The sequence below is a fragment of the Anaplasma ovis str. Haibei genome (assembly GCF_002214625.1).
GTDB lineage: Bacteria > Pseudomonadota > Alphaproteobacteria > Rickettsiales > Anaplasmataceae > Anaplasma > Anaplasma ovis.
Genome location: NZ_CP015994.1, coordinates 44202 through 59007, shown reverse-complemented (window position 1 = coordinate 59007; position 14806 = coordinate 44202). Strand labels below are relative to the sequence as shown.

General features: G+C 49.9%; 11 protein-coding genes and 2 rRNA genes. 5 read left to right on the top strand and 8 right to left on the bottom strand.

Annotated features, from left to right (window positions below):
* Positions 1-105: 105 nt before the first annotated feature.
* On the bottom strand, positions 106-1365 hold the full coding sequence (locus AOV_RS00260; RefSeq protein ID WP_233497171.1) for a M23 family metallopeptidase: 1260 nt from the start codon (positions 1363-1365) through the stop codon (positions 106-108).
* Positions 1366-1519: 154 nt separating this feature from the next.
* On the opposite strand from AOV_RS00260, the gene AOV_RS00255 reads away from it, so the two are divergent.
* Positions 1520-2785 carry a M16 family metallopeptidase gene (locus tag AOV_RS00255; protein ID WP_075138663.1) on the top strand — a complete coding sequence of 422 codons (1266 nt, stop codon included), beginning with the start codon at positions 1520-1522 and terminating at the stop codon, positions 2783-2785.
* 505 nt (positions 2786-3290) lie between these two features.
* Here AOV_RS00255 and AOV_RS00250 read toward each other — a convergent pair.
* Together AOV_RS00250 and secB are read right to left on the bottom strand one after the other, a co-directional pair.
* A complete protein-coding gene (locus tag AOV_RS00250; RefSeq protein WP_075138662.1) occupies positions 3291-4031 on the bottom strand; it encodes a DsbA family protein in 741 nt (246 codons plus the stop codon).
* A 30-nt stretch (positions 4032-4061) separates the two neighbouring features.
* Entirely contained in the window at positions 4062-4559 is a 498-nt protein-coding gene (gene secB, locus AOV_RS00245; RefSeq protein WP_075138661.1) for a protein-export chaperone SecB, read from the bottom strand.
* Positions 4560-4671: 112 nt separating this feature from the next.
* On the opposite strand from secB, the gene AOV_RS00240 reads away from it, so the two are divergent.
* Positions 4672-5325 carry a Tim44/TimA family putative adaptor protein gene (locus tag AOV_RS00240; RefSeq protein WP_075138660.1) on the top strand — a complete coding sequence of 218 codons (654 nt, stop codon included), beginning with the start codon at positions 4672-4674 and terminating at the stop codon, positions 5323-5325.
* Positions 5326-5362: 37 nt separating this feature from the next.
* On the opposite strand, the gene AOV_RS00235 is transcribed toward AOV_RS00240, so the two are convergent.
* From AOV_RS00235 to fabD, 3 genes are all read right to left on the bottom strand, one after another.
* The gene (locus AOV_RS00235) at positions 5363-6586 is read right to left on the bottom strand and encodes an MFS transporter (protein ID WP_117374368.1); all 1224 of its coding nucleotides are present in this window, start codon (positions 6584-6586) and stop codon (positions 5363-5365) included.
* A gap of 96 nt (positions 6587-6682) precedes the next feature.
* Entirely contained in the window at positions 6683-7318 is a 636-nt protein-coding gene (gene tmk, locus AOV_RS00230; RefSeq protein ID WP_075138659.1) for a dTMP kinase, read from the bottom strand.
* A 1-nt stretch (position 7319) separates the two neighbouring features.
* Positions 7320-8297 (bottom strand): ACP S-malonyltransferase, encoded by a 978-nt coding sequence (gene fabD / locus AOV_RS00225; RefSeq protein ID WP_117374503.1) that lies wholly within the window; start codon positions 8295-8297, stop codon positions 7320-7322.
* Between the two features lie 342 nt (positions 8298-8639).
* Between fabD and rpmE the strand changes: the two genes are divergently transcribed.
* From rpmE to guaB, 3 genes are all read left to right on the top strand, one after another.
* Positions 8640-8861 carry a 50S ribosomal protein L31 gene (rpmE, locus tag AOV_RS00215; protein WP_012881047.1) on the top strand — a complete coding sequence of 74 codons (222 nt, stop codon included), beginning with the start codon at positions 8640-8642 and terminating at the stop codon, positions 8859-8861.
* Positions 8858-9685: an NAD kinase gene (locus AOV_RS00210; RefSeq protein WP_075138657.1), complete on the top strand. Its 828-nt coding sequence runs from the start codon at positions 8858-8860 to the stop codon at positions 9683-9685. Before rpmE ends, AOV_RS00210 begins: the two co-directional genes overlap by 4 nt.
* 72 nt (positions 9686-9757) lie before the next feature.
* Positions 9758-11224, top strand: a complete 1467-nt coding sequence (gene guaB / locus AOV_RS00205) for an IMP dehydrogenase (protein ID WP_199463067.1) — start codon at positions 9758-9760, stop codon at positions 11222-11224.
* A 393-nt stretch (positions 11225-11617) separates the two neighbouring features.
* Here the strand turns inward: guaB and rrf are convergent.
* Together rrf and AOV_RS00190 are read right to left on the bottom strand one after the other, a co-directional pair.
* Positions 11618-11732: ribosomal RNA gene (gene rrf / locus AOV_RS00195) — 5S ribosomal RNA — on the bottom strand.
* A gap of 80 nt (positions 11733-11812) precedes the next feature.
* Positions 11813-14597: ribosomal RNA gene (locus AOV_RS00190) — 23S ribosomal RNA — on the bottom strand.
* Positions 14598-14806: the final 209 nt, after the last annotated feature.

The following is a 14806-nucleotide window of genomic DNA, read 5'->3' as shown; positions in this document are numbered from 1 at the left end:
CACGGGCCCTGGCCATGTGCACTGCTCGGCGCACCCACAGGCCTATGCTAGCTCCGACACATTAAAGCACAAATGTGGATCAGCAATGCAGCCACCCCCCCGCGGCTAATTTTCCCGGTAATCCCCGCGCAACATGCTATCCATGTTGGCAACGGTCTCTTTAAATGGGAGGCCCTCCTCCTGCGGGAGCTCCACCACAACTTTCTCTATGCCAACCTTCTGGGGATCAACATGCTTGCCCTTATACAGCACCTCGTAGTGTAGGTGCGGCCCTGTTGATAAACCCGTGCTTCCTACATACGCAATCACCTGCCCACGTTTTACTTTAGACCCCTTGACCAATTCTGCTCTAATCTCGCTTAGATGGGCATAGGCAGTGGAATAGTTATTCCTGTGGTGTATGCGGACATAGCCACCATAGGTGCCTTTCGTTCCTACAAATTCTACTATACCACTATCCGCAGCCCTAACCGGAGTTCCCAAAGGCGCCGCATAATCGACCCCCTTATGGAATCCGCTATAACCACGTATCGGGTGTTTTCTAGTACCAAACTTTGACGATACACGAAACGTGCCGCCATCACCTATGGGATGCTCAAAAATACTCCTCCCTAGGCTACGTCCTTCGCTATCACAGTATCTGGCCGTACCATCTTTCATAAGATGCCTGTAAAGCTTGAGGTGCGTCTGTTTTCCATTGCGCCCATCAATAACCAAGGCCGTGTAGAGCACATTTCCATCGGCTATTAAATCACCCTTATCGTTGAAAAACCTTTCAAATAGTACATCAAGCCAGCTGCCTTGGGGAATTTTGTCTAAATCTACTCGGTTACCGTATATGGATACCAACTGCATAATCATGGCATCAGATAGTCCACCCTCAATTGCAGATGCAAAAAAGGACTTTTCCACCGGGCCAGAAACTCTCATAACCCTAACTTCTTGAACGTTATTTGCGACTCTAGCACTATACCTACCAGCCTCGTCTCTGCGTGCCTCAAAGCTGTATAGGGAGCGCGCGGGGTTGACCGACACGAAGTGCACCGAGCCTGAGTTGCTCACTCCAACGTTGATTTTGTCTCCGACATTTATCCTATCAATGTTGTACACTTCGCTCAGAGATTTCGCGGCAGCAATGGCCTCAACCACCTGAACACCTGCGTCACGCAACACACCAATAACGCTGTCACCCTCCTTCACAGTAACTTGCAACACGTCACGGCCCACGGTTGTGACTCCATCACCAGCACGGGCAACTTGTGCGGCCCCTAACACTACAGAAAGCATCACCATTGCACCAATCGCCCTGGGCAGCACCTCAGCCAACACTACATCCCCTCTGCACTCGGACCAGACGCATTTCATACATCATAAAATTCTGGTGAACAAGCACTAAAACCCTGCTGCTTTGGACGCGGATACGCAACACACCCTGTGGATTCCGCCAGAATATTTGGCTTTTACTCGACACAGCAATGCTATACCATCAAAAGTTTCAGGTACCACTCGCGAAGCATTTATGAATGACACAACCTCAATTACAAGGTTAAAAAACAACTTTTCCATAGTCTCTGAAAAGGTAGGCGGGGTAAACTCCGTTGGGATTAGCATATGGGTCAAGACAGGTAGCAGGCATGAGGAGAGGGAGAAAATAGGCCTAGCACATTTTCTTGAGCACATGGCATTTAAGGGTACTGACACAAAATCCGCGCTGGACATCGCAATGGCTTTTGACTGCATAGGTGGAAACTTCAATGCATACACAGACAAAGAGCACACTGTGTATCACGTCAAAGTTATGAAGAGAGACGCCCATATCGCTCTAGAAATTCTGGAGGACATCGTGCTGAGATCAGCGTTTCCGGAAGTTGAAATTGAGCGGGAGAAGAATGTCGTGCTGCAGGAAATATACCAAACGAATGACTCCCCGGGCAGTATTATTTTCGATAAGTACATGGAAGTTGCGTACAAAGATCAGATCTTCGGTGCACCAATTTTGGGATCGGAACAGTCAGTGTTGGGCCTATCAAGGGCTGACCTTGTGCAGTACATGAGCGCAAACTATTACGGGAATAATATGATTCTCTCTGTAGCCGGAGATATAGCACACGAGGACGTTGTACGCATGTCCCAGGGGTTTGCTCAGATTGAGGACCGGAGCCCACAACCTGTTGTTCCCCCAGTATACACAGGAGGGCAGTACGTGGAGGCTAGGGATCTTGACCAGGTTAATATAGTGATTGGGTTTCCTGGAGTATCGTACTTAGACGAGAGATACTACACAATGCAGGTCTTGGACGTGATATTGGGCAGCAGTATGTCTTCAAGGCTGTTTCAAGAGATAAGAGAAAAGCGCGGACTGGTCTATAGTATTTCCTCTTTCAATTCTAGCTACTCTGACAGTGGGCTTTTTTCCGTACATGCTGCAACTGACGAAGGCAACCTTCAAGAGCTACTCAAAACCATAGCCGCAGAGATGAAAAAGCTGCCCGAAACCGTAAAAGAAGGGGAATTGCTGAGAGCAAAAAGCAAGCTGGAGTCCGAAGTTTTGATGTCTAGGGAGAGTACCGTAGGAAAATCCGAAGCACTCGGTTACTGCTATTCACACTACAACAAGTACGTCACTAAGGAAGAGATGATCAGCAAAATACGCGCGGTGAACCTTAGGGATGTAATAAGCGCGGCAGATCTCCTGCTACAAAGTCGTGACAAACTAACGGTAGCGGCGATAGGTAAGGTTGGGCCACTACCCAGCTTGGAAACAATATCGAACATGCTTGCCTAGGTCGCTGAACATTACAGCAGTTTCTTGTGCACACAAACCATGTAGGGGTGCAAAATGTGCAAGCCATCAATGAGCGGTACTTCCCAACAGCAGGCCATTGTCCAGGTAGCTCATTGCAGGTTGCGCGCATAACTAGCGCAGCGCCGGCTGGACACCACCGGGCAACTTGACTACAGCCTGTGGCGCCAGGACACAACTGCAAAGCCCCCAAGGGAAGGGCGACATAACACCGGCTACCAGAGGTGTGAACGCTGAACATTACAGCAGTTTCTTGTGCACACAAACCATGTAGGGGTGCAAAATGTGCAAGCCATCAATGAGCGGTACTTCCCAACAGCAGGCCATTGTCCAGGTAGCTCATTGCAGGTTGCGCGCATAACTAGCGCAGCGCCGGCTGGACACCACCGCACCACCGGGCAACTTGACTACAGCCTGTGGCGCCAGGACACAACTGCAAAGCCCCCAAGGGAAGGGCGACATAACACCGGCTACCAGAGGTGTGGGCCTAGTCGCGTTTCAGCTTGGTCGCTTTTCCATCTAATGCGGAATAGTTGGGGCTTAACAAAATCAACTTTTCAATCTCCGCGGAAACACTGGCAAAGTCGTGACTGCCCTCATACCTCTGCCCGTTCAAGAAGAACGCGGGCGTGGCATTTACATCAAGTTTGTTCACGGCCAAAAACTTCTGCTGCACCACACGGTCCATCAAGGTTTCATCGGTTGTACACCTCTTGAATTCCTCATCAGAGATGTTACTAATTTTGGCGATATTTGCCAGGAGCCCAAGATCTTTGTGAGTGGCAATCAAGGCATCAAACGAGTTAAACACCGCCTTAGCATAGGCAAAAAACGTCTTGTTATCCTTGTAACAAGTACCAAGCATGGCCGCAGAGAGCGAGAGCTTATCAAGGGGAAAATCTCTTAAGATATACAGGAGCTTGCCCTTGTCTATGTACTCACTCTTGAGCCTTGGTAACGCCTTGGTTGCAAAATCCGCACAGTGAGAACACGAGAAGGACGCATACTCCACCATAACCACAGGAGCGCTCGTGTTGCCCAAAAATCTATCGCCGGGAATCAAGCCCAACAACTTCTCAGCCGTAATGTCCGCTGCATCAGCCGTGTTTGCCCCATGATCAGAGGGAGGGTCTACCCTTTTTGCATCAGCAGCAACAGAAAAGCTCAGTAACACGAAATACAGGCACGCCACGACGGAAACGCCTGCACAACATCGCAAGAACCCCATAATCCCACCATAACACACGACCACAAAAACTCAGGCTGCACCCCCACTTTTGCTTGTTTGTTTACTCTTACTGTCATCCCCACCAAGCTGGCTGGCGTACATGGCCTCAAAATCTATAACATCCAACATCAGCGGAGGAAACCCGGCGCTGGCAGTCATCTTAGCGATAACCTCCCTAACAAAGGGGAACAAAATGCCCGGAGCAGTAATGAGCAGAGCCTCTTTCATCGCCTTTTCCTCAGCTTTTTCTTCAAGAGAGAAGACTCCACAATATTTGAGCTCACACAGAAACGCAGGCACCTTTTCCACAACAGATTCTATATTCACCTGCAAAGTGACCTCATAGAGATCAGTAGCAGTCTGCTCACCCTCAGCAGGTTTCACGGGCAGGGAAGCCGAGGATACATTAACCGATATGTTAATCTCCGGAGGAGATTTGCTAATCATCAGAAAAACCTTGGGTGAGTTGGGATTTTCAAAGGATAAATCCTTAATGTACTGTCCCCTTACCTTGAGTTTCGGACGCATACTGGACACTCCTAGACGGAAATACCGCAATTAATTGTTGATTAACACTGGGCAAACTATAATATGGTTAAGTACTTTTGTACATAGCCTTTGTGAAAAATTTGGATGGGGCATGGTTGAGCTGGCTATATACGCATTCGTCGCGGCCTTTATTTTCTTCCGTTTGTACGGTTCCCTAGGCAAGGCATCTAGCGTCAATTTTCAGCCAAGTGCCATCTATCCCGAGCAGACTGGTGGCGACCAGGCAGCTTCCGATGGCTCGGTCAACCCTCAAGACATTCCCGTAAGTTCCGTGGTGGCAGACTGTGCATCTGTTGAACAGATTTCGAGTGTGTTTGAGGCCATAAAAGAACGCAACAAAGGTTTTTCTGTCAAGCACTTCATCGAGGGGTCGGCAGCAGCTTTTGAGTCAATAGTGAAGGCGCTCAATCAGGGCAATGCTGAGTTTTTGTCGTCTCTGCTTAGCAAAGACATGTACGACTCGTTCGTCAGAGAAATGGAGCGGCGCCGGAGCGCTGGGCACACCCATGAAGACGTTGTGGTTTCCATAGTATCACAGAAAGTGACCGGTGCAGAGCTGAGGGAAAGCTCTGCTGCCATAACCGTGCAGTTTATCACTGAACAAATAAACGTCGTCCGGGATGCAGAGGGGCAGGTTGTGCATGGCAGCACCTCAAAGGTGAATGTTATAGAGGACACCTGGAAATTCGAAAGAGACATCACCACTGCGGGCAGGCGGTGGTATTTGACCTCCACTAGCGCGTAGCAGGAGCTTTTCGGTCGGTGGACGTTTCCGGCGGCACTCAGTCTCCGCGGGCCTCGCTGTAGCGTTTCATAATGAAGGTCCCAACAGTACCGATCAAAACACCTATAGGGATAACCAGCATAGCTTTAACCAGAGCCCCACTGCCGTACACGGCCTGGCCGGAGACGACTTCGCCGTCCCAGTACGCATTGATCACCAGCGAGATCACCGTGTGGAAGAAGTACGCGAAAAACATCATGACCATGTTTGAAACCGCCGCAGCCATGGCCACAGAGTTGCTACCTACATATTCTATGGACTTAAACGTTGTTACTATTTGGTACGCAGAGCAGATGCCTATAGTCAAAAGTAAAATAAATGCGCTTACCCCGTTGCTGCAATTTCCGGTCAACATGGCTGCGAACGCAGCAATGGTAAGTAGACCACAGCAGATTTTTATATTCCATCCGTTACAAGATTTCTCAAGCATGTAGCCAATCGTCAGCGAGCCTATACAGCCTCCAACGAAAACCGCAGATGGCAAAGTCGTTGAGGCCCTATAACTGACTCCGCACACCTCCGACAAAACCGGGGTTGCCCAGCCGTCAGCAAAGCCCCCCAATGGGCCCATCATGCACCCCCCAAGAAGGTTTATTATAACCAGTCGCTTGTTGGATATTACACTCCTTACCTGCTCATACACGCCAACACTTCCAGTAGCACCCGCACCATCAAACAGAAAATATGCAAGTGCCGCCAAGGCACACCCTCCCACTATGAACGTCAGAAATACCCTACTCCAGCCAAAATCCTCTACCAACGACAGCATAGGCATGCCGCCATACATTGCACCAAGAAGCCCTATTACCACCGCGATAGAAACCATTCTGGCAACTTTTGTACCAGCAAAGTACATCTTCGAAACTTTGAAAATAGACACGGCAGCAGCAACCGAACCTATGCCGGTCAATACTCTACCAATCTGCACAAGTTTCCATGAATCAAACAGCATAGGTGTCGCACCGAGGAAGGTCAAGGCCATGCAGGCCGGTACCACCTTTTTGGGCCCATATTTGTCGATTAGCACCCCTAACGGAATGTGCGCTATCGTATATCCCGCGTAGTAGAGCGCAGAAAACTGCCCAAAGGCAATTGCCCCTACGCCAAAACGCTCCATAATTTCCCCGGAAAGGGTGTTGGGTATAACGCGTAGTACGTACTGGAGCGCGAAAAACACCGCTACAGAAAACCAAGCGAAGAATCCCCTCTCTATCGACCACACAGCGCAACCCCCCGCACTAACGTAACTCTAGACTAAATGGTAACAAGAAAACCGGCAGAGTACAGCAAATATTCTCCCACCACAACTGTGAGGTGGCTATTTCGCTACCTCGAGCTTATTCCTGGCCATTTCATTAAACAGTGCAACAATCTTGTCGTGCGTTGAATACACGTCCTCTGCAGAATCCTCTGTACAGTCTATCATGTGGCACCTATGTGGGTTATCGGCGACTATGGCTTTAAACCCCTCTCTAACTCTGTCGTAAAACTCCGGGCTGCGGCTTTCGCATCCATTAAGGCTGGTCCTCGCAAGAGCAAGCTCTGTACTAACGTCCATGACAAATGTAATGTCAGGCACAACATTAGCCACCAGAGAGTTTAGCGTGCTGACTAGCGTAAGGTTCACCCCGCATCCATAGCCCTGATAGGCCACTGTGGAGTCTGTGAATCTGTCACTTATCACTATTTTGTCTGCAAGCAAGCCCGGCGACACTACCCTAACAAAGCTTTCCCTGCGCATCGCCATGAAAAGCATTAGTTCTGTTATTCCGTCCAGCTTATAATCAGTAAGCCCCAACAAGGTCTCTCTTACGAGTTCATTGAACGGGGTGCCCCCAGGTTCCCGAGTGAGCACCACCCTGTGTTCGCCATACAAATCCGACAAGTATTTCGCAAGAAGGGCAGCCTGCGTGGTCTTCCCACATCCATCTATTCCCTCAAAAGTTACAAGCATACTACCCGGAATTACTAGCGGCCAATTTCTCCGATCTTAGGACACCAGAGCAATTTGTGCGTATGGATTCCATGGAGTCAACGCTAAGCCCCCGTACGGAATTATCTATTCGCCTCAGCAGCCCCACAAGCACTTGGCCAGGCCCCACTTCTATAAACTCTGAACACCCACACCCAACTAGGTACTCTATGCTCTCTCTCCACCTAACTCTGCTGACAACCTGCCGCACCATTAGGTCTCTTATTTCACCGCAGTCGGAGTGCGTAGAGGCAGATACGTTGAAAACCATCTCGACTGCCGGTCGGTTCATCTCTAGCTGATCGATAAAGTCACTAATCTCGCTACAGGCTAACCGCATGAAAGAAGAGTGAAATGGCCCGCTAACACGCAGTTTTATCACCTTCTTGACCCCGGTACCTTCAATGAGCTTCGGCAATTGCTGAAGGGCACTCTCGGCACCGCTGACTACCACTTGACCAGTGCAGTTATCATTTGCAACTTCGCATATGCCATATTCAGATGCGCGTGCCGCTATGGCTTCAACCTCACCCAGGCTACCCCCTATCAGAGCTGCCATGCCCCCACAACACAGGGAAGAAGCCCTATGCATTGCCTTCCCCCTAATGTCTAGCAACTTGGCGATGTCGGGCAGCCCAATTACCCCAGAGACGTGCAAAGCTGTGTGCTCGCCAACGGAGTGCCCCAAAACGTACTTCACAGCATCTTTAATGGGGCCACCTAGATTTTCTTCTAGCGCGCGAACCAACGCAACCGACACGGTCATCAACGCGAGCTGCGCATTACAGGTCGAAGTGAGAGCCTCCTCAGGCCCTTGGAAAATTATCCGGGAGAGGTGCCTACCCAGCGTTTCGTCTACCTCATGAAACACGCGACGTGCCGCAGGCGAGCTATCGTAAACCTCTCTGCCCATTCCAACAAACTGTGAACCCTGACCGGGAAACATAAACACAACAGACACAGCACCCTCAGGACTCCCCATGGTACACGGGCAATTGTTGCTCACGTGACTGTGGTAGTCAAGGCTATTTTTGCAGACTATAAGTCAGTGATGACGTTGCCTTGCTCAATTTGGTGCAGCTCATGGTACTTGTTTCAGCAACACATATGTGCGGTCACGGCTGCTGCGACAATTGCCCCAACGGGCACAACCGCTGAGCTGCAAGCATTGTTTTACAAACCAGTCACGTGTGAGTGCCTGCAGCTGCGCCTATAACTCATACAATTGACATTCACCCTCTTCCCTGTTACCATCCGTAGCTATGTTCGCCTTTGTTCCAGTTTTGTTAGGAGGTCCGTGGTTATGAAGAAGGGTATACATCCTGAGGTTCACCCCATCACGGTTATTTTTACAAATGGTGAGCAGCGTGAAATGCTTTCCACGTATGGGAAACCTGACGAAATGGTCAAGGTACACCTTGAGAGTGACAGGTTCAATCACCCAGCTTGGAACCCGGGGCTTAGGATGAGCAGCAAGAAGAACAGTCGGGCTGCTAGGTTCTTAAGCAAGTTTGGCGATTTGTGAGCGTGCAGAGCGCTGTCTTGCCTGTCAGATCCGGATGTAAGTACCAAACCGTTGGTTACGTAGCAGCCGGTCCTGCGGAGAGGGATCGGGTTAGTTGTTTGCATAGTTTTTACGGTGTGGTAAGCCTGGCTGACGCTCCAGATTCTGCGGTAGATTTGCTCGTGGTCGTTGGGGGTGACGGGTTCATGTTGCACAGCCTGCATAACTATGTAGTTGGTCCCGGTAGGAGCGTGCCGGTGTACGGGGTGAAGCATGGTAGTGTTGGGTTCTTACTAAATCACTGTGTAGATGGCAGCCTTCCGCACAAGCTAGAAAATGCGGTTGCAACTGAGCTGCCCCTGCTGCGCATGGAGGCAAAGGATGTGTATGGTTGCACGCACAGTGCAATAGCGGTCAATGAAGTTTCGCTGTTTCGCGGCACACATCAGGCAGCCAAGCTTAGGATCAAAATCAATGGGAAAGTGGCTATGGGAGAGCTGGTATCTGACGGCGTCATAGTGTCCAGTCCTGCAGGTAGCACGGCTTATAACTTCTCCGCAGGCGGGCCTATACTGCCTTTCAACTCTAACATAGTGTGTCTAACTGCAATCAATTCTTTCAGGCCTCGTAGGTGGCGCGGAGCGTTGTTACCGAACGATTCACTAGTGGAGGTTGAGGTACTGGCCCCTGAAACCCGTTGTGTCAGCGCGGTGGCAGACTATACAGAGTTCCGCAACATAAGCAGCATAAAGATAAAGCAAGACAGTAGCACAAAGATTGTGCTTATGTTTGACCCAGAACATGGGCTGGAAGAGAGAACCATAGCAGAACAGTTTCTTGCCTAGCATATGAGTGACACTGTTGCGTGTCTGTGCTAAAAATTTTATAATCAGCGATGAGGGTTGGCTGAGACGCTTGTGGAAGTTTCCTATTCTTTTGATGATGTTCTGATAATTCCAGCAGACTCCAATGTGCTCCCAGCTGATACGGACGTCACAACTTATGTTACAGACAGCGTACAGCTTCGCATCCCTATAATGTCAGCTGCAATGGACACGGTGACGGAGTCCAGGCTTGCCATATCTGTGGCACAGCATGGGGGAATGGGGTGCATTCACAAAAATTTATCCATAGAGCGTCAGGTTGCTGAGGTACAAAAGGTCAAAAAGCACGAAAGCTGGATAGTTAGTAATCCGGTTACAGTTCCCCCTGACGCCACGCTGAGTACGGCTTTGTCCGTCATGAAGAGGCATAGTTACTCTGGAATACCCGTGGTTACCACACAGCAGAATAAGCTCGTGGGAATACTAACAAACAGGGATGTCCGCTTTGTTGAGAACAAGAATTGCAAAGTCAGCGACATAATGACGAGCACCAATTTAGTCACTGTACGCGATGGTATCAGTCAGTCTGAGGCAACTAGGCTTCTACACAAACACAAAATAGAAAGGCTAATTGTGACTGACGAGCACGGCTGCTGTATCGGTCTAATTACCGTAAAAGATATCGAGCGATTTAATCGTTTCCCAAATTCCTGCAAAGACAAAAAGGCAAGGTTAAGGGTGGCCGCGGCCGTTGGCACAGGTAACAAAGAGGGTGTTGAGCGCGCTGAGGCCCTCATACAGGCAGAAGCCGACGTAATAGTGGTAGACACAGCACACGGTCACTCTGCAAGGGTGATCCAAACAATAAAAGAAATCAAAACTTTATATCCCGATGCGCAAATTGTGGGTGGAAACGTGGCAACAGCAGCCGGAGCGCTTGCCCTGATTGAGGCAGGAGTTGATGCAGTCAAAGTTGGAATGGGCCCCGGGTCTATATGCACAACAAGAATCGTCACCGGAGTTGGAGTACCACAATTTTCTGCCATCAAAAATGTTGCGGAAGCGTGCAAGGGCACGGGAGTCAGGGTGATAGCGGATGGGGGCATAAAATATTCTGGTGACATAGCAAAATCCATCGCAGCAGGAGCTGATGTGGTAATGATAGGTTCCATTTTTGCCGGCACAGACGAAAGTCCGGGAGACACCATGATATACAACGGCCGGGCGTATAAATGCTACAGGGGCATGGGGTCTGTTGTAGCAATGAAAAGTGGCAGTAGCAGCAGGTATTTCCAGGAAGGTGGGGGAAAATTCATACCAGAAGGTGTTGAGGGCCGCGTACCTTTTAAGGGTGCAGCATCTGAGGTCATATACCAACTTGTGGGGGGGCTTAGGTCATCCATGGGATACACTGGAAACAAGGATATAGAGTCCATGAAAGCAAACTGCAAGTTTACCGTAATCACCGCCGCCGGGCTGCAAGAAAGCCACGTGCACGGCGTGGCAATTACTCGTGAAACTCCAAATTATCACCCGTATTATCAATCCCACAAGGACTAGGCCCCGGTCACCAGCCATCAGTATTGTAACACCACCCCTGGTATGGCCTTTTGTTCTTAACAAGAATTTGGGGCATGATTAAATTGCCCTACCCTATTACCTTTTACGATTATCAGGTTACACAAGCCATCTCTGCACTACAACGTGCCTGGGCAAATCGCTGGTGCGAAGCCTCTACAAACCTGGTTATGCACCCAGCGGCAAAGGGCCAACGGTATAAATGAGGACAACTGGCTTGCAGAACAAATAATCCCGCGCAGGACATATCAAAAGGCGGAGAAAACCCCAGCAAAACCTGACCACACACCCAGCCTGGGCACCTACTGCAAACTAAGAACCGGCTACAACAAAAAGGACAGCAGCGAGAGCTCGCTGCAGTGAAAGGCGACCAAAGGCTGGCAGCGACCCTCTCTCCCGTGTCTTAAGACAAAGTACCACAGGCGCTGGGAGGCTTAACTTCCGGGTTCGGGATGTTACCGGGTGTTCCACTCCCGCCATAACCACCAGCCAAACGGCCATACAACCAAGCTAGTGGAAAGATACAGATAAAGTAAAGATAGTGCAATCTCGTACTGCACATATCGATAAATAAATAAACCAATCGGGCTATTAGTACCGGTCAGCTAAATACGTTACCGCACTTACACACCCGGCCTATCAACGTGATAGTCTCTCACGGCCCTAATGGGGAAATCTAATCTTGAGGGGGGTTTCTCGCTTAGATGCTTTCAGCAATTATCCCGTCCATACGTAGCTACCCAGCTATGCCGTTGGCACGACAACTGGTACACCAGAGGTATGTCCAACTCGGTCCTCTCGTACTAGAGTCAGATCCTCTCAAATTTCCAACGCCCACGGAAGATAGAAACCGAACTGTCTCACGACGTTCTAAACCCAACTCACGTATCACTTTAATCGGCGAACAGCCGAACCCTTGGGACCTGCTCCAGCCCCAGGATGTGATGAGTCGACATCGAGGTGCCAAACGGTGCCGTCGATATGAACTCTTGGGCACCATAAGCCTGTTATCCCCGGCGTACCTTTTATCCGTTGAGCGATGACCCTTCCATACGGAATCACCGGATCACTATGACCGACTTTCGTCTCTGCTCGGCCCGTCGGCCTCGCAGTCAGGCAGGCTTTTGCCATTGTACTATAAAAGCTGATTTCCGACCAGCCCTAGCCTACCATCGCACGCCTCCGTTACTCTTTAGGAGGCGACCGCCCCAGTCAAACTACCCACCATACAATGTCCTAGCTCCAGAAAAATGGAGCGTAGTTAGATGCCAAGAACACAAAGGGTGGTATCTCAAGGACGACTCCACCCAGGCTGGCGCCCGGGCTTCAAAGTCTCCCACCTATCCTGCACATCGCATCCCTAACACCAATGTAAAGCTATAGTAAAGGTGCACGGGGTCTCTTCGTCTAACCGCGGGTACCCCGCATCAGCACGGGGAATTCAATTTCGCTGAGTCGATGCTGGAGACAGCGGGGAAATCGTTACGCCATTCGTGCGGGTCGGAACTTACCCGACAAGGAATTTCGCTACCTTAGGACCGTCAGTTTTACGGCCGCCGTTTACTGGGGCTTCAACTCGGAGCTCTCACCCCTCATATTAACCTTCCAGCACCGGGCAGGCGTCAGGCCCTATACTTCCACTTACGTGTTTGCAGAGCCCTGTGTTTTTAGTAAACAGTCGCTACCCCCTGCTCTGTGCCACCCGCAGATGGTTGCCCACCCACAGGTCACCCTTCTCCCTAAGTTACAGGTGCAATTTGCCGAGTTCCTTCAGCATCGTTCTCTCAATCGCCTTAGTATACTCTACCTACCTACCAGTGTCGGTTTGCGGTACGGACTTATTAACTTAAGCGCTATTTCCTGGAACCTCTTTAAAGCACGCGTCAATCCAATAAGACACGCACTGCACGAGATCCGTCACGCTTAAAAGGTTCAGGAATATTAACCTGATTCCCATCGACTACTCCTTTACGGCCTCGCCTTAGGGTCCGACTAACCCTGCGCAGATTGACTTAACACAGGAAACCTTAGGTTTTCGGCGGGAGTGGTTTTCACACTCCTTTACGCTACTCATGTCAGCATTCTCACTTTCGATACCTCCAGCAGCCCTCACGGGCCACCTTCACAGGCCTACGAAACGCTCCGCTACCGCACCCGGCAAGCCGGGCACTCGCGTCTTCGGTGTATGGCTTTAGCCCCGTTACATCTTCGGCGCAAGAAGACTTAAATCTAGACAAGTGAGCTGTTACGCTTTCTTTAAAGGATGGCTGCTTCTAAGCCAACCTACTAGCTGTATTGGTCTTCTCACCTCCTTCCACACTTAGCCATAACTTTGGGACCTTAGACGGCGATCTGGGCTCTTTCCCTTTCCACCACGGACTTAGCACCCGCAGTGTGTCTGCTGTAGAACAGTTGACCGGTATTCGGAGTTTGATTGGATTTGGTAAGAGGATGAGTCTCCCTAGTCCATTCAGTGCTCTACCCCCGGCAACTTATAGTACAACGCTCTACCTAAATAGATTTCGCGGAGAACCAGCTATTTCCAAGTTTGATTGGCCTTTCACCCCTAGCCACAGCTCATCCAATACTATTGCAACAGTAACAGGTTCGGTCCTCCAATGTACTTTACTACACCTTCAACCTGGCCATGGCTAGATCACTTGGTTTCGGGTCTAATCCGTTAAACTAAAACGCCCTATTCAGACTCGCTTTCGCTACGCCTACACCTAACGGCTTAAGCTCGCTCAACAGATTAACTCGCTGACCCATTATGCAAAAGGTACGCTGTCACCCATGCAGAAATTACAGCAAGCTGCAAAACCTGCACAAGCTCCAACTGATTGTAAGCACCCGATTTCAGGTTCTATTTCACTCCCCTCACCGGGGTTCTTTTCACCTTTCCCTCACGGTACTTGTTCACTATCGGTCGCTAAGGAGTACTTAGGTTTAGAGGATGGTCCCCCTAAATTCAGACAGGGTTCCACGTGCCCCGCCCTACTCAAGGATCTGCAACCTTCTTACCTGTACGGGACTATCACCCCCTACGGTTGCCTTTTCCAAGGCATTCCAGTTTCTAATTACAGACCACAGACCTGGTCCGCGTTCGCTCGTCACTACTAACGGAGTCTCATTTGATTTCCTTTCCTCCGGCTACTTAGATATTTCAGTTCACCGGGTTCGTCTTGCATACCTATGTATTCAGCATGCAATGGCCAACGAATTGGCCGGGTTTCCCCATTCGGACATCTGCGGATCAAAACTTGTTGACAATTCCCCGCAGCTTATCGCAGCCTACCACGTCCTTCATCACCTCTTAGCGCCAAGGCATCCATCAAGTGCTCTTTCTTGTTTATTCATTCATAGCGATACGTGCAGTATCAAGACTACACTATCTATACTTTATCAGCTAATCGAATCGAGATCGTCCTCAAAACGAGAACAACCCCTACCATTGATCTTTCCACTAACTTGTCAACCATCGAGCAACAGACCACAAGGGCCGGCGCTCCATAGAGCTACCATTCTTAATCAAGAACGCGACCAGTGTCAACAAATTACTTCAAC